A 19,191-nucleotide genomic window follows, 5' to 3' on the forward strand; every position below is an offset into this window, starting at 1 on the left:
TTTGCGCCAAAGGGTTACGGATTGTCCAGATGGTGCGGCTGCGTCGGAAATCGGTTGAGAGTGCTGCCGTCTTGGTCGGGCGCCGGAGCCCTACTGACGGAACGCCGAGCGGGCGAGGGGGGCGGCCTCGCTTACCTTGCGGCCCGGCGGTGTCGGTAGGTTGTCGGCCATATCCACAAGGGCCGCGATGGCTGCTTCGATTTCGTCGCCTTCGCTGGCGGCGGCGCCTTCCATGTCGATCAGATGAACGGTCGGATTGGCCTCAGCGTCCAGCCGTTCCTGCGCGATCGAGCGTAGCTCTTGCATGGTGCTGTCGATGGCGCGGCAGAGCCCGGCCAGCATCCCCGCCGATCCGGTAAGCTTCGCCGGATCGATCAGCCCCTTTTCGGCGGCATCCAGCACCGTCGAGATTTGTTCAAGTTTGAACGAAGATGTCGCCGCGAAATAGCGCACATCTTCAAACGCGAGGGTATCGCGGTTGTCCCGTTGCACCCGTTCCACCACGATGGCGCTGCCCACCACCCGGTCGAGGCCACGGTAGGATTGCACATGATGCAACGTGGTGTCCCAAATGAGCGGCCCGTGTGGCATATGCAGCATCTCGCGATAGCGGATTTGCCCCGCGTTTGAGACGCAGCGCGCATAGCGTTCATTGACCGCCTCGGCCTCTTCATGGGGCATGAAACTGTGCAGGGGGCGGTTTATCACCTCACTCATCACCATGCCGCTATGCGCCTCATGGGCGGTGTTGAGGGCCAAAAGTTCGAAATGCCCGCTGTCCGCGTTCAATTCGGCAATGAACATCGGCAGCTTGAACCGGTCAATCTCTCGGCGCAGGACCGAAGTATCATCGTTTCTGAACATGAGCGGTTCCTCTCGTTTATCGTTATGGCAGCACATTGCCGCCAAAGCATTATCAACGGGTAAAGATTTCCCCCGCATTTTAAATTCACCCGGTTTTGCCCGCAGCGGCGCAAAATCGGGACTTGTATATCTTTCGAAAGAACATTTGAGGAACGTCTCTTTATCTCGTACCCCGGACGCGCTAGATTACGGGCATGAGTGATTTTGACGAAATGGACGCCTTTGAGGGCGCCTCCCTGTCCGCCCGCGCCATGGCCGCGCGTCCGCAGCCTTATCTGGAGGGGTTGAACCCCGCCCAACGGGCCGCGGTCGAGACTTTGGATGGCCCCGTGCTGATGCTTGCCGGGGCGGGCACCGGCAAGACGCGGGCGTTGACGGCGCGAATCGTGCATCTGCTTAACACCGGGCGCGCGCGCCCGCATGAGGTTCTGGCGGTCACCTTCACCAACAAGGCCGCGCGGGAAATGAAAACCCGCGTGGGCCAGATGCTGGGCCAGCAGGTTGAGGGGATGCCATGGCTCGGCACCTTTCACGCGATCTGCGTCAAGTTGCTGCGGCGGCATGCGGAATTGGTGGGACTGAAAAGCAATTTCACGATTCTCGATACGGATGACCAGCTGCGCCTGCTCAAACAATTGGTCGCCGCCGAAGGGATCGACGACAAGCGCTGGCCCGCGCGGATGCTGGCGGGGATCATCGACGGCTGGAAGAACCGTGCGCTGACCCCGGACAAGATCCCGAGCGCGGATGCCGGGGCATACAACCACCGCGGGCCGGAGATTTACGCGCAATATCAACGCCGTCTGATCGAATTGAACGCGACTGATTTCGGCGATCTGCTGCTCCATATGGTGACGATTTTCCAGGCGCACCCGGATGTGTTGGCGCAGTATCAGCGTTGGTTCAAATACATCCTCGTCGACGAATATCAGGATACCAACGTGGCTCAATATCTGTGGCTGCGGCTCTTGGCGCAGGGGCACAAGAACATCTGCTGCGTGGGTGACGACGACCAGTCGATCTATGGCTGGCGCGGGGCCGAAGTGGGCAACATCCTGCGGTTTGAAACGGATTTCCCCGGCGCCCATGTGGTCAAGCTTGAGCAGAATTACCGCTCCACCCCCCATATCCTCGCCGCCGCCTCGGGCGTGATTGCGGGCAATGAGGGGCGTTTGGGCAAGACTCTCTGGACCGAAGAGACCGAGGGCGAAAAGGTCCGCCTGATTGGCCATTGGGATGGCGAGGAAGAGGCGCGTTGGATCGGGGATGAGATCGAATCCGCGCAGCGCGGCACGAGGGGGCTCGACCCATTCTCGCTTGACGATATGGCGATTCTCGTCCGGGCGAGCCACCAGATGCGCGCTTTTGAAGACCGGTTTTTGACCATCGGCCTGCCTTATAAGGTGATTGGCGGCCCGCGATTCTATGAGCGTTTGGAAATCCGCGACGCCATGGCCTATTTCCGCGTGGTCACCAGCCCCGATGATGATCTCGCTTTCGAGCGGATCGTGAACACGCCCAAGCGGGGTTTGGGCGAGAAGGCGCAGCAGAAAATCCAGCGCACGGCGCGGGATCATGGGGTGAACCTTGTCGAAGGCGCGCGAATCCTTCTCGCCCATGGCGGGATCAGCGGCAAAGGGGCGGCGCAACTGCGGCTTTTGATCGACGGGATCGACCGTTGGTCATCCATGCTACAAGGCCCGCGGATCGAGATCAGCGAGGACGACTCGGTGCTCGATGATGGTGCCGCGCCGCTGCGGGTGGATTACGGCCCGCCTGAAGTGTCTCATGTCGAACTGGCCGAGATGATTCTCGACGAAAGCGGCTATACCGGCATGTGGCAGAATGACAAAACGCCCGAAGCGCCGGGGCGGCTGGAAAACCTCAAGGAACTCGTCAAAGCATTGGAAGGGTTCGAGAACCTGCAAGGCTTCCTCGAACATGTCAGCCTGATCATGGATAATGAGCAGGAGGGCGATGGCGAGAAGGTCTCGATCATGACGCTGCACGCGGCCAAGGGTTTGGAATTCCCCATGGTTTTCCTGCCGGGCTGGGAAGACGGGCTGTTCCCCTCGCAGCGTTCGATGGATGAAAGCGGGATGAAAGGGCTCGAAGAGGAGCGGCGGCTGGCCTATGTCGGCATCACCCGGGCGGAGCAGATTTGCACCATCTCTTTCGCCGCCAATCGCCGGGTCTTTGGCCAATGGCAAAATGCGATGCCGTCGCGTTTCATTGATGAGCTGCCCGAAGAACACGTGGATGTGCTGACCCCGCCGGGGCTTTACGGCGGCGGTTTTGGCGCGGCTATGCCGCAATCGGATCTACATGACCGTGCCGCAAGCGCGAATGTCTATAATTCACCGGGCTGGAAGCGCCTGCAATCGCGCAGCGGGGCGCGGGGCACCAGCCAGCCGCGCGAAAGCCGCAATGTGACGATCGACATGCAAGCGGTCGCCGCCTTTGAGATGGGCGAGCGCGTTTTCCATGATAAATTCGGCTATGGCGAAGTGATTGGCATCGAAGGTGACAAGATGGAAGTCGCCTTTGAGAAGGCCGGGACCAAAAAGGTCGTCTCGCGTTTCTTGACCGGCGGGAAAGACGTTCCCTTCTAAAAGCGTATCCTGGGGCGGGCTGCCAAAAGCCTGCCTGAACAAGACCTTACAAACAAAAACGACGACACCTTGGGAGGAAGGTGCCGCCGTTTCTATGTCGGCCCGAAGCGTCGAGGGAGGGTCGGCTTCGGGTCTCCTTGCGGGGTCCGCCTCATTCAGGGAGGAGGAAAGTGACGCGCACCCCGGCTTTCAGACGGCAGAACAGGGAGGGGTTCTGACGTCCGATCTCTATTTCTGCTTAGCCGCGGGAAGATTCCCATGCGACGCGGCGCAGTTCGGAACGGCTTAGACCAAGGTCGGCCAGTTCGCGGTTGCTCAACGCGCTCAGGCCGTCGAAAGTTTCACGGTACAGACGGTGCTGTTTGTAGCGGGTTGCCAGTGCTTCGAATGCGCCGCCAATACGGGCGAAGACGGAAGTTGTGTTTGCGGTGGTTGTGTTCATGTAAGCCATTTCGGCGCCTCTTTTTTCATCTGTGGATCATCTCGTTGCCTGCTATTTACGCCCTTTCTGCATTTGCACAACGGGCATAAAGTCAATGCCGCTATGCAGAAAGCGCATAGGTTCTGAATGTCGCAACCTGTTGATAAGAAAAGGTTTTGGCTGCGCAGTGAAAGGGCGCAGGGTCATAAAACTGTCATATATGGGGAGGGGGGAAAGGGGGCGACGACATCTGGGAGGAGGTAGATGTCGCCGCCAATAACAGACACATCCGGGAGGAGGATGGACGCGTCTGGTCTTTCCAAACTTGCCTGCATCCGGGAGGAGGAGTGGATGCATCCAAGTCTTGGTAAAATCAGACACATTCGGGAGGAGGAAGAATGTGTCTGGTCTTTCCGAAAGCGGGGCGCTTGGCCCTGCCTATGAACTTAAGTTAGCGCTAATTGCTGCGCATGCACAATATTTCTTTTTGCAATGCTGCTATGCGGCAAAAACATGGTACCCCTGCGTAATCCTTGGGCATTGCGCCTCTTCCCTATGCAAAAAGGGCCGTCCCCTTGCGCTTGGCGCAGAACCTGCCATTTCAGAAGCCGTAGTAGAGGAGAATTTGCGCATGTCTGTGACCAAAGCAGAAGTCGAAGCGGCGCTGGCGCGGGTGCAACTGCCCGACGGCAAGAGCCTGCTGTCCCATGATCTGGTCCGCGCGCTGGTGGTCGAAGGCGATAAGGTGCGATTCGTCATCGAAGCGCCCAATGCCGATGTGGCGCGGCAGATGGCACCGTTGCGCGACGCGGCAGAGCAGGTGGTTCGCGATCTGCCGGGGGTGGGTGATGTATCGGTCGCGCTGACCGCGCATGGCCCCGCACCGAAAGCGCCCAGTCTCAAGGTCGGCGGGCATCCCAAGCCGCAAGAGGGGCCGATGAAACCCAGCGGCGTGAAGCGCATCCTCGCCATCGGCTCTGGCAAGGGCGGTGTGGGTAAATCCACCGTCAGTTCCAACCTTGCCGTGGCGCTTGCGCGGGCCGGGCGCAAGGTGGGACTTCTGGACGCCGATATCTATGGTCCCAGCCAGCCGCGCATGATGGGGGTTAATAAGCGCCCGGCGAGCCCCGATGGTAAGACGATCATTCCCTTGCAGGCCCATGGCGTGACCATGATGTCGATCGGCTTCATGTTGGAAGAGGGCAAGGCCGTCGTCTGGCGTGGGCCGATGCTGATGGGCGCGCTGCAGCAGATGCTAGGGCAGGTGGAATGGGGTGAGCTGGACGTGCTGCTCGTCGATCTGCCACCCGGCACCGGCGATGTGCAGCTGACGCTTTGCACCAAGTCCGAGCTTTCGGGCGCCATCGTGGTCAGCACGCCGCAGGACGTGGCCTTGATCGACGCGCGCAAGGCGCTCGACATGTTCGCCACATTAAAAACCCCGGTGCTGGGATTGATCGAGAATATGTCGACATTCGTCTGCCCCGATTGTGGCTCTCAGCATGAGATCTTTGGCCAAGGCGGTGTGGCGGCGGAGGCCGAGAAGATGGGCGTGCCGCTTTTGGGCAGCCTGCCGATTGATCTCGATACCCGTTTGGCCGGGGACAGCGGCACACCGGTCGCCGCGGGCGAGGGGCCGATGGCCGATGCCTATGCCCGGCTCGCAAAGGGCTTGATCAAGGGTGGCATGGCCTGATGGGGGCGGCGCGGGCGGTTACCCCAGCTCGCGCCCTTCGATCAGGTGGCCGTAAAGTGTGGTCAGCATCGAGACGAAAACCAGCCCCTCTATAAGATAGAGCAGGGAATCCAGCATGAGCCGCAGGCCGGGGTCGGCGGGCAGCAACATGCTGGCGATCACGCCGAGTAGCGTGTTCACCACCGCCAGCAATACGGCCAGCGCCCAAAGCGTACCGGCCAAAGGCTCGGTCGCGCGCCAGCTGTCGCGGACCGACATGACGTGGCCCAGAGCGGCGGCGGGCAGCACGAGGCTGAGCCGCAGCGCCAGCCAAAGAAAGGCCACCCCCGCCACCAGCCCGATCAACAGCAGTGCCGCCGGGCTCGACCCGGTCAGCCCGCCCAGAAGTAGCATGGCAAGGCCGATGGGAATGGCCGCGAGAAACTGCACGAAACCCAAAACGATGGCCCGCCAGACATAGGCCCAGAACAGCCCCATGCCCGGACGCAGGGCGCTCCCGTCGTGATCAAGCAAGACATAGCGGTGCCAGAGGATGGCCATCAGCACATAGCCAAGAATGCCCGCCAGCCCGCAGGCGATCAGGATCAAGAGTTGATCCGTGGGCGGCGGTGCGGCGTTGTCGATCACCTGATCCATCGCCCCAAGCGCATCTCCCGCCAGCAGGCCCGCGGCAGCGGCGGCCCCCATCACCCAAAGCACCGCAGGCAGGATTACCCGCAGCGTGGTTGAGGGCGCGTGAAAAAGCATGTTCAGCGCGTGGGTGAATAGAGCCGTGGCTTGGATCATGATGCACTCCCTCCGTTTCGCGCCATTACATGCCGTGCGTGGGCCGAAAGGACAAGATACAGTCGGCCGGAGCTTGCGCGCGGCTGGGAAAGCATGGGCCGCTGGGAGGTCATGGGAAAAGTCGCGGGAATGCATGGGAAGTCTGGGAAATCATGGGCGCCTCTTGCTCTATTGGGGGTCTTGCCCGATTCGCAGCCACGGGAACTGGCGTGCAATTCGAACGCCCTGAGGGCATTCTGCGGAACAGGCAACGAACACGCCCTGTGGATAACTATGTGAGCAAATTTTAGTGGGAAACTGTGGGATATTGTGCAGGTCGCAATTCGTTAACAAGATATAGTGTTTCGGGCTTCAACGATCCCAAATTAAGCCACGCGGCGCCCGAAAAGTTATACCAGATGTTGTTCTCACAGCCTGTGCAAAACAAAATATTGGGCGGAAATCCAAAAAATATCTAGACGCCCATCAATTCCCATGGCATCCCTAATGCATCGGATGAGAACGGGACACGGGGCAGCAAACGACCCCAAAATAAATCAAAACCTAGCAGGTTTCATACAGGCACCTCGCTTTCATCAGACCAAAGAGATCCGGCGCGCGAGCGAGCAGACATCCCCCCAGGTGGCGCGCGCAGTCGGACTTCCCCCGCCAAGCTGCGGGACGTGGGCGGCGGGTTGATCAGTGGCAGCAGATCAACCCGCCGTTTCCATTTCCGGGGCAGGGGATTGAGGCGAATAACGAGTTTAAGCGCAAAGGCGCAAGAGGCAGGGACAACAAGTGAGCCGCAGGTTCAGAGGCGAAAGCCACCACAAGGTCGATACGAAGGGGCGGGTGTCTATCCCAGCCTCTTTTCGGCGTGTGTTGGAGGCTGGCGACCCGAACTGGAAGAACGGCGACAATCCCGAGCTGGTCATCGTCTATGGCGACCAGCGCCGCAACTACCTTGAATGCTACACCATGGAAGCCATCGAAGAGGTTGACGCCAAGATCGACCGCATGCCGCGGGGCTCCATGCAGCGCAAGGCGCTTCAGCGTCTGTTCCACGGCCAGTCTTTCCCCACGACGGTAGATGAGACAGGCCGTTTGGTGCTGCCCGCCAAGCTGCGCAACAAGATCGAACTCAACGGCGAGGCGTTCTTTATCGCCGCCGGTGACACCTTCCAAATCTGGAAGCCCGAAACCTACGAGACCGAGGAAGAGGCATGGCAGCAGGAACTGCCCGACGATGTCGATCCGCTCTCGTTCCTTGATGGTGATATGGAGATCTGAGGGAATGGTTGCTGCCTCTGACCCTTCCGCCCCTCACACCCCCGTTCTGCTGCGCCCGATCCTATCTGCCGTGGCGCCCGTAGAGGGGGTCTGGCTGGATGGCACCTTTGGCGCGGGCGGCTACACCCGTGGCTTGCTTGAGGCCGGAGCCGCGCGTGTGGTGGCCGTCGACCGCGATCCGCTGGCCTTTGAGATGGCGGCGGCATGGGCCGGGGACTATGGCGATCGGATCACCATGCAACAGGGCGTCTTCTCGCGCATGGATGAATATGCCCAAGACCTCGACGGCGTGGTGTTGGACCTCGGCGTTTCTTCTATGCAACTCGATCAAGCGGAACGCGGCTTTTCTTTCATGAAAGATGGCCCGCTCGACATGCGGATGAGCCAAGATGGCCCCTCGGCTGCCGATCTGGTCAATGAGGCCGAGGAAGAGGTGATCGCCAATATCCTCTTTCAATACGGTGAAGAGCGCGCCTCGCGCCGGATCGCCAAGGCCATTGTCCGTGCCCGCGAAGAGGCGCCGATCACCACCACGTTGGAATTGGCAAAGCTGGTCGAAGGCTGCCTGCCGCGCTCCAAGCCCGGCCAGAGCCATCCGGCAACCCGCAGCTTCCAAGCGCTGCGCATCGCGGTGAACAATGAATATGGCGAGCTCTTTCAGGGGCTTATGGCCGCCGAGCGGGCGTTGAAGCCGGGCGGGAAGCTGGCGGTGGTGACCTTTCATTCGGTCGAGGACCGGATGGTCAAACGCTTCCTCACCGCGCGGGCCGGGGCCGGGGGCAATGCCAACCGTTTCGCCCCCGCGCTTGAGCAGGCGCCGCCGCAGTTCACGCTGAAATCCCGCAAGGCGATTGGCCCTGACGCGCAGGAATTGGAAGAGAACCCGCGCAGCCGGTCGGCCAAGCTGCGGGTCGCCACGCGCACCGATGCGCCCAGTGGTGAGATTGACGCGAAAACCATCGGCATGCCGATGGTCAGGGGGATCTGAGTGATGCGCACGGTGATGTATATCCTCACCACCATTGCCGTGGTTGGATTGGCCTTCTGGGCCTACCGCGAGAATTACGCGACCCAGCAGGCGCTGAGCGATGCCGACAGGCTGCATGCCAATATCCGCGCGGCTCATGCCCGTCTGGCCGTGCTGCGTGCCGAATGGGCTTTTCAAAACCGCCCGGACCGGCTGCGCGATCTGGCGGATCTGAACTTTGACCGTCTGGGCCTGCTGCCGCTGCATCCCGGCCAGTTCGGTCAGGTCGATCAAGTCGCCTATCCGCCCCAGCCCTTGCTGCCGATCACCGATCCTGTGGATGTCTCGACGATGAATTACGAGGCGCTGAACGGTCTTTCCGAGGAGAAGGTTGAATGATCCGCACCCCGCTGCGCCCGCTGGCCCGCATCCTCGAGGCCCGCGAGAAGGGGGAAAACCCCGATGCGATCGAACGTGAGAACAAGCGTATCCGCCATGAGCAGATGCGTGACAAGGCGCGGATGCGCGCCGAGGGGCGGCTTCTGGTGCTGGGGGTCTGTTTTCTTTGTGCCTTTACCGTGATTGGCGGACGCATGGGGCTGCTGGCGATGTCGGAACCGTCTGAGCCGCGCGGCCACGCGCCGGGGGCCGTGATCTCGGCCTCGCGCGCGGATATTACGGACCGGAACGGCAACCTTCTGGCCACCAATTTCGAGACCCACGCGCTCTATGCGCAGCCGCGCCACATGATCGACCCGGAGATGGCCGCGAAAAAGCTGGTCAAAATCTTTCCTGACCTGAAAGAAGAGCGTCTGATCAAGGATTTCACAGGCAAGCGCAAGTTCCTGTGGATCAAGAAGAAAATCAGCCCCGAACAGATGCAGGCCGTGCATGATATCGGCGATCCGGGGCTTTTGTTCGCGCCGCGCGACATGCGTCTTTACCCCAACGGCTCGCTTGCAGCCCATGTGCTGGGCGGGGCGAGCTATGGCAAGGAAGGCGTCCATGCCGCGGAGGTGATCGGTGTGGCGGGGGCCGAGAAGTATTTCGACGACTATCTGCGCGACCCGGCCAATGGCAACAAACCGCTAGAGCTGTCGCTCGACCTCACCGTGCAGGCCGCGGCGGAGCGGGTGCTTTATGGCGGCATGAAGCTGATGAACGCCAAAGGGGCCACCAGCATTCTGATGGATGTGCACACGGGCGAGGTGATCTCGGTCGCCTCGCTGCCGGACTTCGACCCCAACAACCGGCCCCGGCCTTTGACCCAAGGCGATGCCTCCGACAGCCCGCTGTTCAACCGCGCGGTACAGGGGGTCTATGAACTGGGCTCGACCTTCAAGATCTTCGCCGCTGCACAGGCGGTGGAACTGGGGTTGTTCAATGCCGACACGATCATCGACACCTCCGGCCCGATGAAGGTGGGCGGCTTCCGCATCGGCGAATTCCGCAACAAGAACTACGGCAAGCTGAGCGTTGCCGACATCATCGTGCATTCCTCGAACCGGGGCACGGGCCGCATGGCGCTGGAAATCGGTATCGAACGGCAGCAGGAGTTCCTCAAAAGCCTCGGTTTCTTTGAGCCGACCCCCTTTGAGATCGTCGAAGCCTCGGGCGGCAAGCCGCTCTTGCCGAGCCGTTGGACTGAATTGTCCAGCGTGACGATCTCCTACGGCCACGGGCTGTCGAGCACGCCGATGCACCTTGCCGCAGGCTATGCCGCCATCGCCAATGGCGGGCGGGCGGTAAAGCCCACGCTGCTGAAGCAATCCGCCCCCCAACTCGGCCCCCGCGTCATGTCCGAAGGAACCGCCGCGCAGGCGCGGATGATGCTGCGCAAGGTGGTGACCGATGGCACGGCCAGCTTTGCCGAGGTGCCGGGCTATCAGATCGCGGGCAAGACAGGCACCGCCGACAAGCCCAAGCCCACGGGCGGCTATTACGACGACAAGGTGATCAATACTTTCGCCAGCATATTTCCGATCAACGATCCGAAATATGTGCTGATCGTCACGCTGGACGAACCGGTTGAGACCTCGGGCCCGAAACCGCGCCGCACTGCGGGGTGGACCGCCGTGCCCGTGGCTGCCGAGATGGTGCGCCGCATCGCACCTCTGCTGGGGCTGCGCCCCGCTGTTGAACCGGTGAACGACGCTGTGCTAACGCTGACCAGCAGCAACTGAAAAGACATCTCTATGACCGACCGGGCCGTACCCCTTTCCTCTCTCGGGCTGACCGCGCGGGCGGGGGCCAACCCTATGATCACCGGCATCGCGGTCGACAGCCGTGAGGTGCGCGCGGGCACGCTCTTTGCGGCTCTGCCCGGCAGCCGTGTGCATGGGGCAGAGTTCATTCAATACGCCCTGCGCATGGGCGCGGCGGCGGTGCTGACCGATGCGGCGGGCGCCAAACTCGCCGCCGAGGAACTGGCGGGCTCGGATGCCGCGCTGGTGGTTTCCGACCTCCCGCGCGAGGCACTGGCGCGGACTGCGGCGCTGTGGTTCGGCGGCCAGCCCGCCACGATGATCGCGGTCACGGGCACCAATGGGAAAACCTCGGTCTCGACCTTCGTGCGTCAGATTTGGGTTGAGATGGGATTGCCTGCCGTGAACCTTGGCACCACCGGGGTCGAAGGCGCATGGGCCGCCCCCTTGGCCCATACTACGCCCGAGCCGATCACCCTGCACCGCACGCTGGCCGAGGCGGCGGCGAATGGCATCACCCATGCCGCGATGGAAGCGTCGAGCCATGGGCTCGACCAGCGGCGGCTGGATGGGGTGACGCTCAAGGCGGCGGGCTTTACCAACTTCACCCAAGACCATCTGGACTATCACGAGACATTCGAGGCCTATTTCGCCGCCAAAGCCGCGCTTTTCGCCCGTGTCCTGCCCGAGGATGGCACGGCTGTGGTCAATATCGACGATGAAAAAGGCGTCGACATCGCGGCCATCGCCCGCGCGCGGGGCTGTGAGGTGATCACCATAGGCCGCGACGGGGGCGATCTGCATCTGCAAGGCCAGCGGTTCGATGCCACGGGTCAAGACCTGCGCTTTAGCTGGCGCGGCAAGACCTATCAAAAGCGGCTCAATCTGATCGGCGGTTTTCAGGGCGATAACGTTTTGCTGGCCGCAGGGTTGGTCATTGCCTGCGGCGCCGACCCGCAAGAGGTCTTCGACACGCTGCCGCATCTCACCACCGTGCGGGGCCGGATGCAGCTTGCCGCCACCCGCGACAATGGCGCGGCGGTTTTCGTCGATTACGCCCATACGCCCGATGCGGTGGCCACCGCACTCGCCGCTATGCGCCCGCATGTCATGGGCCGGCTTGTCGCCATCGTCGGCGCGGGCGGTGATAGGGACCGGGTCAAGCGCCCCTTGATGGGGCAGGCGGCGGCGCAACATGCGGATATGGTCATCGTCACCGATGACAACCCGCGCAGCGAAGATCCGGCGAGCATCCGTGCCGCCGTGCTAGACGGCGCACCCGAGGCTTGGGAAGTCGGCGACCGCGCCGAAGCCATCCTGCGCGGGGTGGATGCGCTAGAGCCGGGCGACGCGCTGCTCATCGCGGGCAAGGGGCATGAGACCGGGCAGACCGTGGGCGACGACGTGCTGCCTTTCGACGATGTGGAACAGGCCAGCGTGGCCGTGGCGGCACTGGACGGGAGATTGGCATGAGCCTTTGGACAGCGAGCGAAGCGGCGGAGGCCACGGGCGGGGAGGCGCAGGGCGATTGGGCTTGCAACGGTGTTTCCATCGACACACGGACCTTGCAGCCCGGCGATCTCTTCGTCGCACTCAAGGCCGCGCGGGACGGGCATGAATTTGTGGCCCAAGCGCTCGACAAAGGGGCCGCTGCCGCGCTCGTGACCCATATCCCCGAAGGCGTGGCCACGGATGCGCCGCTGCTGATCGTTGAGGATGTGCAGCAGGCGCTCGAAGCGCTTGGCCGGGCAGGGCGCGCCCGCCTCGGCCCGCAGGCAAAGGTGGCGGCGGTGACCGGCAGCGTCGGCAAGACCTCGACCAAGGAAATGCTGCTGGCGATCTTTGGCGATCAAGGCCGGGCCCATGCCAGCGTCGACAGCTATAACAACCACTGGGGCGTGCCGCTGACACTGGCGCGGATGCCGCGCGATACCGATTACGCGGTGATCGAGATCGGCATGAACCACCCCGGAGAGATTGCGCCCCTCGCCAAACAGGCGCGGCCCGATGCGGCGATGGTCACGAATGTCGCCGCCGTCCACCTCGAAGCCTTCAAGGATGTCGCCGCCATTGCGGTGGAAAAAGCCAGCATCTTTGACGGGATGGAGCCGGGCGGCGTGGCGGTGATCAACGCCGACCACGCGCATAGCGATATCGTCTTGGCCAAAGCGCTGGAGCGCGGCCTGCGCGAGACGACCTTTGGTCAGGCAGGGCATCACTACAAGCTGGGCGAGGTCAAGGTTCAGGGCGATGCCACCGTGGCACAGGCCGAGGTCGAAGGCGCGCCGCTGATCTTCAAGATCGCCACGCCGGGGCGGCATTTCGCGATGAACGCGCTTGGCGCACTGGCAGTGGCCGAGGCGCTTGGCGCGGATCGGGCGCTGGCCGTGCAATCGCTGGGCCGCTGGTCGCCCTATGCCGGGCGCGGGGTGCGCGAGCGCATCCAGCTCGATCCCATAGACACCTATCTTGCGCTGGAATTGATCGACGACAGCTATAACGCCAACCCGACCTCCATGGCCGCCGCGCTTGAGGTGCTGGCCGCCTCGGAAGTCACCCATGACATTGGGCGCGTCAGCAAGGGGCGGCGGATTGCCTTTGTCGGCGATATGAAAGAACTCGGCCCCGAGGCCGTGGCGCTGCACGCCGGTCTCGCCGATCTGGAAGCCACCCGCGCGCTTGACGTGGTGCATTGCGTCGGACCGTTGATGAAAGCCTTTTACGACAATCTGCCCGAACATCAGCGCGGTGATTGGACGGAAACCGCCGAAGAGATGTTGCAAGGACTCCGCGCAAGGCTCGATTCCGGCGATGTCGTGCTGATCAAAGGGTCGCTTTCGATGAAGCTGGGCGGTATTGTTGACGCCATCCGCAAAATGGGCCATCCGGTCCCGACCGCCTGATCGGCGATTCACCCCACATGATGAGTTAGGACGCGATATATGCTCTATTGGTTGACGCTGCTGTCGGATGGCGGCGATTTTTTTAACCTGTTTCGCTATATCACCTTCCGCGCGGGCGGGGCGTTTCTGACGGCATTGGTGTTCGGCTTTATCTTCGGCAAACCGCTGATCGAAGTGCTGCGCAAGCGGCAGGGCAAGGGCCAGCCGATCCGCGATGACGGCCCTGAGGGGCATTTCGCCAAGGCGGGCACGCCCACCATGGGCGGGCTGCTGATCGTGGGGGCCTTGCTGACCTCGACCCTGCTTTGGGCGCGGCTCGACAATCCTTTCGTCTGGTTGGTGCTTTTCGTCACCATGAGTTTCGCCGCCATCGGCTATGCCGACGACCACGCCAAGGTCAGCAAGCAAAACACCGATGGCGTGCCGGGTAAGCTGCGGCTTTTGCTAGGCTTTCTGATCGCGGGCATCGCGGGCTATTGGGCCGCGCAATACCATCCGGCAGAGTTGCAGTACCAGCTTGCGCTGCCGGTGTTCAAAGACACGCTGATCAACCTCGGGGTGCTCTTCGTGCCTTTCGCCATCATCGTGATCGTCGGCTCCGCCAATGCGGTAAACCTGACCGACGGTTTGGATGGTCTGGCCATCATGCCGGTGATGATCGCCGCCGGAGCGCTTGGCGTCATCGCCTATGCCGTGGGGCGGGTCGACTTCACCGATTATCTTGACGTGCATTACGTTCCGGGCACGGGCGAGATCCTGATCTTCACCGCCGGTCTCTTCGGTGGCGGCCTCGGGTTCCTGTGGTACAACGCGCCGCCCGCCGCCGTCTTCATGGGCGACACCGGCTCGCTTGCGCTTGGCGGGGCCTTGGGCGCCATCGCCGTGGCCACCAAGCACGAGCTGGTGCTGGCGGTCGTTGGCGGGCTCTTCGTGGTCGAGGCGCTCTCGGTCATCGTGCAGGTGCTCTACTTCAAGCGCACCGGCAAGCGCGTCTTCCTGATGGCGCCGATCCACCATCATTACGAGAAAAAGGGCTGGGCCGAGCCGCAGATCGTGATCCGCTTCTGGATCATCTCACTTATCCTCGCCCTGCTGGGTCTGGCGACGCTGAAGGTGCGCTAAGCCCTTAAAAGATCGACCAATCCATGTGACGCGCCAAAAGGGCCAGTGCTTCGGTGCCCTTTTGGCTGTTGCCATAGCGGTTGAGCCCCGGGGACCAGACCGCGATGCTGGCCCGCCCCGGCACGATGGCAAGGATGCCGCCGCCCACACCGGACTTGCCCGGCAGGCCCACGCGATAGGCGAAATCGCCCGATCCGTCGTAATGCCCGCAGGTCAGCATCAGCGCGTTGAGCCGTCGGATGCGGCTGGGGGCCACCAAGCGCGGCACGTCGGGGGCTTCGATTAGGAAACGGCCCGCCATCGCCAGTTGCTCCACCGTCATCTCCATCGCGCAATGGTGGAAATAGGTGCCAAGCGTCCGGTCCGGCGCGTTGATGAGGTTCCCGTAGCTCGCCAGAAAATGCGCCAGCGCAAAGTTGCGGTGGCCGAAATCGGTCTCTGACGCGGCGACGGTGTCATTGATGTGGATGTCGTCCGTCCCCGCCGCTTCGCGCACGAAACGCAGGATCTCGGCCAGCGCCTCGCGCGGCTCGCGGTTGCCCAAGACTTCGTCCGTGGTGACGATCGCGCCTGCGTTGATGAAGGGATTGCGCGGGCGCCCCTGTTCCTGCTCCAACTGCACGATGGAGTTGAAGGCCCGGCCCGAAGGCTCCCGCCCCACGCGGTGCCAGAGCTGGTCGCCCGAGCGGCCAAGGGCAATGGCCAGCGTAAAGACTTTGGTGATGGACTGGACCGAAAAGGGCACCTGCGTGTCGCCCGCCACATGACATTTGCCATCCGCGGTCACCACGGCGATGCCGAATTGCGCCGGGTCCACCTTGGCCAGTTGCGGAATATAGGCCGCCACATCGCCCCAGTGGTTATCCTCGCGCATCATGGCATTGAGGCGCGGCAACACATCGTCAAGGTCAGGTTTGGCGGGGCTGGACATCTTCGGCGGCCTCTGGCTTGTGATGGGCGCATCATGCCCCCATTCTGGGGTCAACGGGTAGCAGGGGATTGCAGATGATTCCAGTACAGGGCTTGGAAGGCGCACGCGTGGCGGTGCTGGGATTGGGCCGCTCGGGCCTGAGTGCGGCGCGCGCGTTGCAAGCGGGCGGGGCCAAGGTCAGCTGCTGGGACGACAACCCCGCCGCACGAGCACGGGCCGAGCGGGAAGGCTTCGCCTGTGTCGATCTCAACGCCCCCGGTGCCTTGGACAAGATCGCCCGGCTGATCGTCAGCCCCGGCATCCCGCATCTCTACCCCGCGCCGAACCCGGTGGTGGCGGCGGCGCTTGCCGCAGGGGTGCCGGTGGATAATGACATCGGCCTTTTCTTCCAAAGCTTCGCCACGCTGGCATGGGATCATTATGACGTGGCCCCGCGGGTGGTGGCGGTAACCGGCTCGAACGGGAAATCGACGACTTCGGCGCTGATCCACCACATCCTTGAGCATGTCGGGCGGCCTTGCCAATTGGCGGGCAACATTGGGCGCGGTGTGTTGGACCTTGATCCCGCCGTGGATGGGGAGGTCGTGGTGCTGGAGCTTAGCAGCTACCAGACCGAACTGGCGCGCGCGCTGACGCCGGATGTGGCGGTTTTCACCAATCTCAGCCCCGACCATCTGGACCGTCATGCGGGGATGGGGGGCTACTATGCCGCGAAGCGTCGCCTCTTTGCCGAAGGTGGCCCGGACCGCGCGGTGATCGGCGTGGATGAGGCCGAGGGCCGCTTCCTTGCCGGGCAACTCAGCGAGGGGCCGAGCGACGACCGGGTGATCCGCATCAGCGCCGAGACCAAGCTTGCGGGGCCCGGCTGGCATGTCTTTGCCCGAAAGGGTTTCTTGAGCGAATATCGGCGCGGCAAGCAGGTCGGCGCAATCGACCTGCGCAACATCCAAGGGCTGCCGGGCGCGCATAACCACCAGAACGCCTGCGCCGCCTATGCCGCCTGCCGGGCGCTTGGCCTTGCCCCGCGGGTGATCGAGGCGGCGTTTCACAGTTTCGGTGGCCTTCCGCACCGCAGCCAGACCGTGGCCGAGGCGCATGGCGTCCGCTACGTCAATGACAGCAAGGCCACCAATGTCGACAGCGCGGCCAAGGCGCTGGCAGCGTTCAAGAATATCCGCTGGATCTGCGGCGGGCTTGAGAAAGAGGGCGGTCTGAATGGGTTGGCAGAGGCGCAAGGATCGGTCCGCAAAGCCTATGTGATCGGGCGCGAAGCCGCGCATTTCGCCATGCAACTCACCGCTGAGACCGAAGTCTGCGGCACGATGGAAGAGGCCGTGGCGCGGGCGGCGGCAGAGGCCGAAGAGGGCGATGTGGTCCTGCTGGCCCCGGCGGCAGCGAGTTTCGATCAATACGACAGTTTCGAGCGCCGCGGCGAGGATTTCGTGGCGCAGGTACAGAAGGTGCTGGCGGAGTAGGGCGGTGCCTAGCCCGCAATCGCCCTTGCCGCCGCCATGCCCGAAGACCACGCCCACTGAAAGTTATAGCCGCCGAGCCAACCGGTCACATCCACGGCCTCGCCGATGAAATAGAGCCCCGGCACCTCTTTCGCCGCCATGGTCTTGGAGGATAGCCCGTCGGTATCGACCCCGCCCAGAGTGACCTCTGCCGTGCGATATCCTTCGGTGCCGCCGGGGTGGAACTGCCAGTTCTCGATGCCTGTGATGAATGCGGAAAGCCGCGCGTCGGACCAATCCGCCAGATTGCCCGACAGGTCGAACGTCTGCCCCAAATGCTCCACCAGCCGCGCGGGCAGATGTTGGGCGAGCACGGTGGTGAAGTTCCGCCGCCCCGCGCGTTGCCGCTGGTCGCGAAGCGCGTCCAGAAGGGTGCCTTCGGGGGCGAGGTTCACGGTGATCGGCTCGCCTTCGCGCCAGTAGGAGGAGGCCTGCAAGACGGCGGGGCCAGAGAGGCCGCGATGGGTGAAGAGCAGTGCCTCGTCAAACGCGGCCTCTCCGGCGGTGATACGCGCCGGGGTGGCCACACCGGCCAGCGGCGCGAAGCGGCCTTCGGCAAAGGTAAAGGGCACCAGCCCGGCCCGCGTATCGGTAACGCTCAGCCCAAATTGGCGCGCGATGTCATAGGCGACCCCGGTCGCGCCCATCTTGGGGATCGACTTGCCCCCGGTGGCGATCACGAGGTTTCGGGCGGTGACTTTCACCAACTTATCAGGCGTTTGCAGGTCGAAGCTGAACTGCCCATCGACCTTCGCGAAATTGCTGGCACTGCTCTTCAGTTGCAGATCGACCCCGGCCTGCTGCATCAAGCCGCGCAGCATGGCGATGATCTCTTTCGCGCTGGTGTCGCAGAAAAGCTGGCCGAGGGTTTTCTCATGCCACGCGATGCCGTGACGGTCGACCAACTCAATGAAATCCCACTGCGTGTAGCGGGCCAAAGCGGATTTGGCGAAATGCGGGTTCTGGCTGAGAAATGCCTGCGGTTCGCAATACATATTGGTGAAGTTGCAGCGCCCGCCACCCGAGATGCGGATCTTCTCGCCCGGGGCTTTGGCATGGTCCACCACCAGCACCCGCCCGCCCGCATGGGCAGCGCACATCATGCCTGCGGCACCGGCTCCGATAATGGCTGTATCGACTTGCATGGGCGCGCTCTGCCTCAATGTGCCGCCCCGGTCAAGAAGACGTGAGACCGGTTGCCGCTTTGCCAAGGCGCCATAGCTGGGGTGCAACGCAACTGACGAAAGGAGCAGAGAATGACCAAACTGGCCGCAGAACAGGATTTTCCGAAAATGGATGTGGCCAAGCTCGGCGGCGGCACGCTGACCTTGGGCCAGCCACAAGAGGGGCGCGATTGGCAGTTGGTGGTGGTCTACCGCGGCCTGCACTGCCCGATTTGCAAAAAGTATCTCGCGCAATTGGAAAAGCTGCAAAGCCAGTTCCATGAGATCGGCGTCGATGTGATTGCTGTCTCCGGCGACCCCGAAGAGAAGGCCAAGGCCATGGCCGAGGAAGACAGCCTGACCCTGCCCATCGGCTATGACCTCAGCCTCGACCAGATGGCGGAACTGGGGCTCTACATCTCTGACCCGCGCAGCCCGCAGGAGACCGACCGGCCCTTCGCCGAACCTGCGACCTTCGTCATCAACGACGAAGGCAAGGTGCAGATCATCGACATTTCCAACGCGCCCTTCGCGCGGCCCGAGTTGGAAGGTCTGCTGAACGGCCTCAAATTCGTCCGCGACAAGGGCTACCCGGTGCGCGGCACCCATAAGGCCGCCTGATTGCGTGCGACCTGAAAGGGCGAGCTGATCGCCCGGCGGCGGGGCTTGGCAAAGCCCCGCTGACCCCGCCCGCCTTAGCGGGGTGAAATGCACTAGCTTCATATGACAATTCGGGCTA

The 19,191-nt window shown here is 62.7% G+C and carries 16 protein-coding genes; 11 read left to right on the top strand and 5 right to left on the bottom strand.

Translation table 11 applies throughout. The features are described 5' to 3' along the window. Positions 1-90: 90 nt before the first annotated feature. Complete coding sequence (locus tag ACGYLQ_RS04400) at positions 91-864, bottom strand: hypothetical protein (protein ID WP_394440694.1); 774 nt, start codon at positions 862-864, stop codon at positions 91-93. A gap of 194 nt (positions 865-1,058) precedes the next feature. Here ACGYLQ_RS04400 and ACGYLQ_RS04405 point away from each other — a divergent pair, with 194 nt between their 5' ends. Continuing rightward, positions 1,059-3,476: an ATP-dependent helicase gene (locus ACGYLQ_RS04405; protein ID WP_394412061.1), complete on the top strand. Its 2,418-nt coding sequence runs from the start codon at positions 1,059-1,061 to the stop codon at positions 3,474-3,476. A 238-nt stretch (positions 3,477-3,714) separates the two neighbouring features. Here ACGYLQ_RS04405 and ACGYLQ_RS04410 read toward each other — a convergent pair whose 3' ends face one another. Further along, a complete protein-coding gene (locus tag ACGYLQ_RS04410) occupies positions 3,715-3,927 on the bottom strand; it encodes a DUF1127 domain-containing protein (protein ID WP_067262642.1) in 213 nt (70 codons plus the stop codon). 601 nt (positions 3,928-4,528) lie between these two features. On the opposite strand from ACGYLQ_RS04410, the gene ACGYLQ_RS04415 reads away from it, so the two are divergent. Next, positions 4,529-5,593 carry an Mrp/NBP35 family ATP-binding protein gene (locus tag ACGYLQ_RS04415; RefSeq protein WP_394440696.1) on the top strand — a complete coding sequence of 355 codons (1,065 nt, stop codon included), beginning with the start codon at positions 4,529-4,531 and terminating at the stop codon, positions 5,591-5,593. Positions 5,594-5,611: 18 nt separating this feature from the next. Here the strand turns inward: ACGYLQ_RS04415 and ACGYLQ_RS04420 are convergent, their stop codons facing one another. Then, positions 5,612-6,379, bottom strand: coding sequence for a hypothetical protein (locus ACGYLQ_RS04420; protein WP_394440698.1), 768 nt, complete (start codon positions 6,377-6,379; stop codon positions 5,612-5,614). A 777-nt stretch (positions 6,380-7,156) separates the two neighbouring features. Here ACGYLQ_RS04420 and mraZ point away from each other — a divergent pair. From mraZ to mraY, 7 genes are read left to right on the top strand one after another with little or no spacing between them, the layout of a single operon-like run. Further along, the gene (mraZ, locus tag ACGYLQ_RS04425) at positions 7,157-7,648 is read left to right on the top strand and encodes a division/cell wall cluster transcriptional repressor MraZ (RefSeq protein ID WP_394399953.1); all 492 of its coding nucleotides are present in this window, start codon (positions 7,157-7,159) and stop codon (positions 7,646-7,648) included. A 4-nt stretch (positions 7,649-7,652) separates the two neighbouring features. Further along, complete coding sequence (rsmH, locus tag ACGYLQ_RS04430) at positions 7,653-8,636, top strand: 16S rRNA (cytosine(1402)-N(4))-methyltransferase RsmH (protein ID WP_394440700.1); 984 nt, start codon at positions 7,653-7,655, stop codon at positions 8,634-8,636. 3 nt (positions 8,637-8,639) lie between these two features. Then, entirely contained in the window at positions 8,640-9,014 is a 375-nt protein-coding gene (locus tag ACGYLQ_RS04435) for a cell division protein FtsL (RefSeq protein ID WP_394412071.1), read from the top strand. Further along, positions 9,011-10,798, top strand: coding sequence for a peptidoglycan D,D-transpeptidase FtsI family protein (locus ACGYLQ_RS04440; protein ID WP_394410175.1), 1,788 nt, complete (start codon positions 9,011-9,013; stop codon positions 10,796-10,798). The genes ACGYLQ_RS04435 and ACGYLQ_RS04440 overlap by 4 nt, the downstream gene beginning before the upstream one ends. 12 nt (positions 10,799-10,810) lie before the next feature. After that, positions 10,811-12,292 (top strand): UDP-N-acetylmuramoyl-L-alanyl-D-glutamate--2,6-diaminopimelate ligase, encoded by a 1,482-nt coding sequence (locus ACGYLQ_RS04445; protein ID WP_394440702.1) that lies wholly within the window; start codon positions 10,811-10,813, stop codon positions 12,290-12,292. Continuing rightward, the gene (murF, locus tag ACGYLQ_RS04450; RefSeq protein WP_394440704.1) at positions 12,289-13,722 is read left to right on the top strand and encodes a UDP-N-acetylmuramoyl-tripeptide--D-alanyl-D-alanine ligase; all 1,434 of its coding nucleotides are present in this window, start codon (positions 12,289-12,291) and stop codon (positions 13,720-13,722) included. Before ACGYLQ_RS04445 ends, murF begins: the two co-directional genes overlap by 4 nt. Positions 13,723-13,761: 39 nt before the next feature. Next, positions 13,762-14,844: a phospho-N-acetylmuramoyl-pentapeptide-transferase gene (mraY, locus tag ACGYLQ_RS04455; RefSeq protein WP_168611989.1), complete on the top strand. Its 1,083-nt coding sequence runs from the start codon at positions 13,762-13,764 to the stop codon at positions 14,842-14,844. A 4-nt stretch (positions 14,845-14,848) separates the two neighbouring features. On the opposite strand, the gene ACGYLQ_RS04460 is transcribed toward mraY, so the two are convergent. Continuing rightward, positions 14,849-15,775, bottom strand: coding sequence for a glutaminase (locus ACGYLQ_RS04460; RefSeq protein WP_394440706.1), 927 nt, complete (start codon positions 15,773-15,775; stop codon positions 14,849-14,851). 74 nt (positions 15,776-15,849) lie between these two features. Between ACGYLQ_RS04460 and murD the strand changes: the two genes are divergently transcribed. Continuing rightward, positions 15,850-17,250 (top strand): UDP-N-acetylmuramoyl-L-alanine--D-glutamate ligase, encoded by a 1,401-nt coding sequence (murD, locus tag ACGYLQ_RS04465; protein WP_394440708.1) that lies wholly within the window; start codon positions 15,850-15,852, stop codon positions 17,248-17,250. Between the two features lie 8 nt (positions 17,251-17,258). On the opposite strand, the gene ACGYLQ_RS04470 is transcribed toward murD, so the two are convergent. Further along, positions 17,259-18,434 carry an NAD(P)/FAD-dependent oxidoreductase gene (locus tag ACGYLQ_RS04470; protein WP_394440710.1) on the bottom strand — a complete coding sequence of 392 codons (1,176 nt, stop codon included), beginning with the start codon at positions 18,432-18,434 and terminating at the stop codon, positions 17,259-17,261. A 111-nt stretch (positions 18,435-18,545) separates the two neighbouring features. Between ACGYLQ_RS04470 and ACGYLQ_RS04475 the strand changes: the two genes are divergently transcribed. Further along, positions 18,546-19,073 (top strand): peroxiredoxin-like family protein, encoded by a 528-nt coding sequence (locus tag ACGYLQ_RS04475; protein ID WP_394440712.1) that lies wholly within the window; start codon positions 18,546-18,548, stop codon positions 19,071-19,073. The last annotated feature ends 118 nt before the right edge of the window (positions 19,074-19,191 follow it).

It is taken from the genome of Sulfitobacter sp. 1A12779, assembly GCF_043557315.1.
GTDB classification, from domain to species: domain Bacteria; phylum Pseudomonadota; class Alphaproteobacteria; order Rhodobacterales; family Rhodobacteraceae; genus Sulfitobacter; species Sulfitobacter faviae.

What these genes read in the sequence shown, in the direction of transcription:
- ACGYLQ_RS04405 (WP_394412061.1), top strand. Translation starts at nt 1,059, where the DNA reads ATGAGTGATTTTGACGAAATGGACGCCTTTGAGGGCGCCTCCCTGTCC.
- mraY (WP_168611989.1), top strand. Translation starts at nt 13,762, where the DNA reads ATGCTCTATTGGTTGACGCTGCTGTCGGATGGCGGCGATTTTTTTAAC.
- ACGYLQ_RS04400 (WP_394440694.1), bottom strand. Translation starts at nt 864, where the DNA reads ATGTTCAGAAACGATGATACTTCGGTCCTGCGCCGAGAGATTGACCGG.
- ACGYLQ_RS04435 (WP_394412071.1), top strand. Translation starts at nt 8,640, where the DNA reads ATGCGCACGGTGATGTATATCCTCACCACCATTGCCGTGGTTGGATTG.
- ACGYLQ_RS04475 (WP_394440712.1), top strand. Translation starts at nt 18,546, where the DNA reads ATGACCAAACTGGCCGCAGAACAGGATTTTCCGAAAATGGATGTGGCC.
- ACGYLQ_RS04420 (WP_394440698.1), bottom strand. Translation starts at nt 6,379, where the DNA reads ATGATCCAAGCCACGGCTCTATTCACCCACGCGCTGAACATGCTTTTT.
- murD (WP_394440708.1), top strand. Translation starts at nt 15,850, where the DNA reads ATGATTCCAGTACAGGGCTTGGAAGGCGCACGCGTGGCGGTGCTGGGA.
- ACGYLQ_RS04415 (WP_394440696.1), top strand. Translation starts at nt 4,529, where the DNA reads ATGTCTGTGACCAAAGCAGAAGTCGAAGCGGCGCTGGCGCGGGTGCAA.
- murF (WP_394440704.1), top strand. Translation starts at nt 12,289, where the DNA reads ATGAGCCTTTGGACAGCGAGCGAAGCGGCGGAGGCCACGGGCGGGGAG.
- ACGYLQ_RS04440 (WP_394410175.1), top strand. Translation starts at nt 9,011, where the DNA reads ATGATCCGCACCCCGCTGCGCCCGCTGGCCCGCATCCTCGAGGCCCGC.
- rsmH (WP_394440700.1), top strand. Translation starts at nt 7,653, where the DNA reads ATGGTTGCTGCCTCTGACCCTTCCGCCCCTCACACCCCCGTTCTGCTG.
- ACGYLQ_RS04445 (WP_394440702.1), top strand. Translation starts at nt 10,811, where the DNA reads ATGACCGACCGGGCCGTACCCCTTTCCTCTCTCGGGCTGACCGCGCGG.
- ACGYLQ_RS04470 (WP_394440710.1), bottom strand. Translation starts at nt 18,434, where the DNA reads ATGCAAGTCGATACAGCCATTATCGGAGCCGGTGCCGCAGGCATGATG.
- ACGYLQ_RS04460 (WP_394440706.1), bottom strand. Translation starts at nt 15,775, where the DNA reads ATGTCCAGCCCCGCCAAACCTGACCTTGACGATGTGTTGCCGCGCCTC.
- ACGYLQ_RS04410 (WP_067262642.1), bottom strand. Translation starts at nt 3,927, where the DNA reads ATGGCTTACATGAACACAACCACCGCAAACACAACTTCCGTCTTCGCC.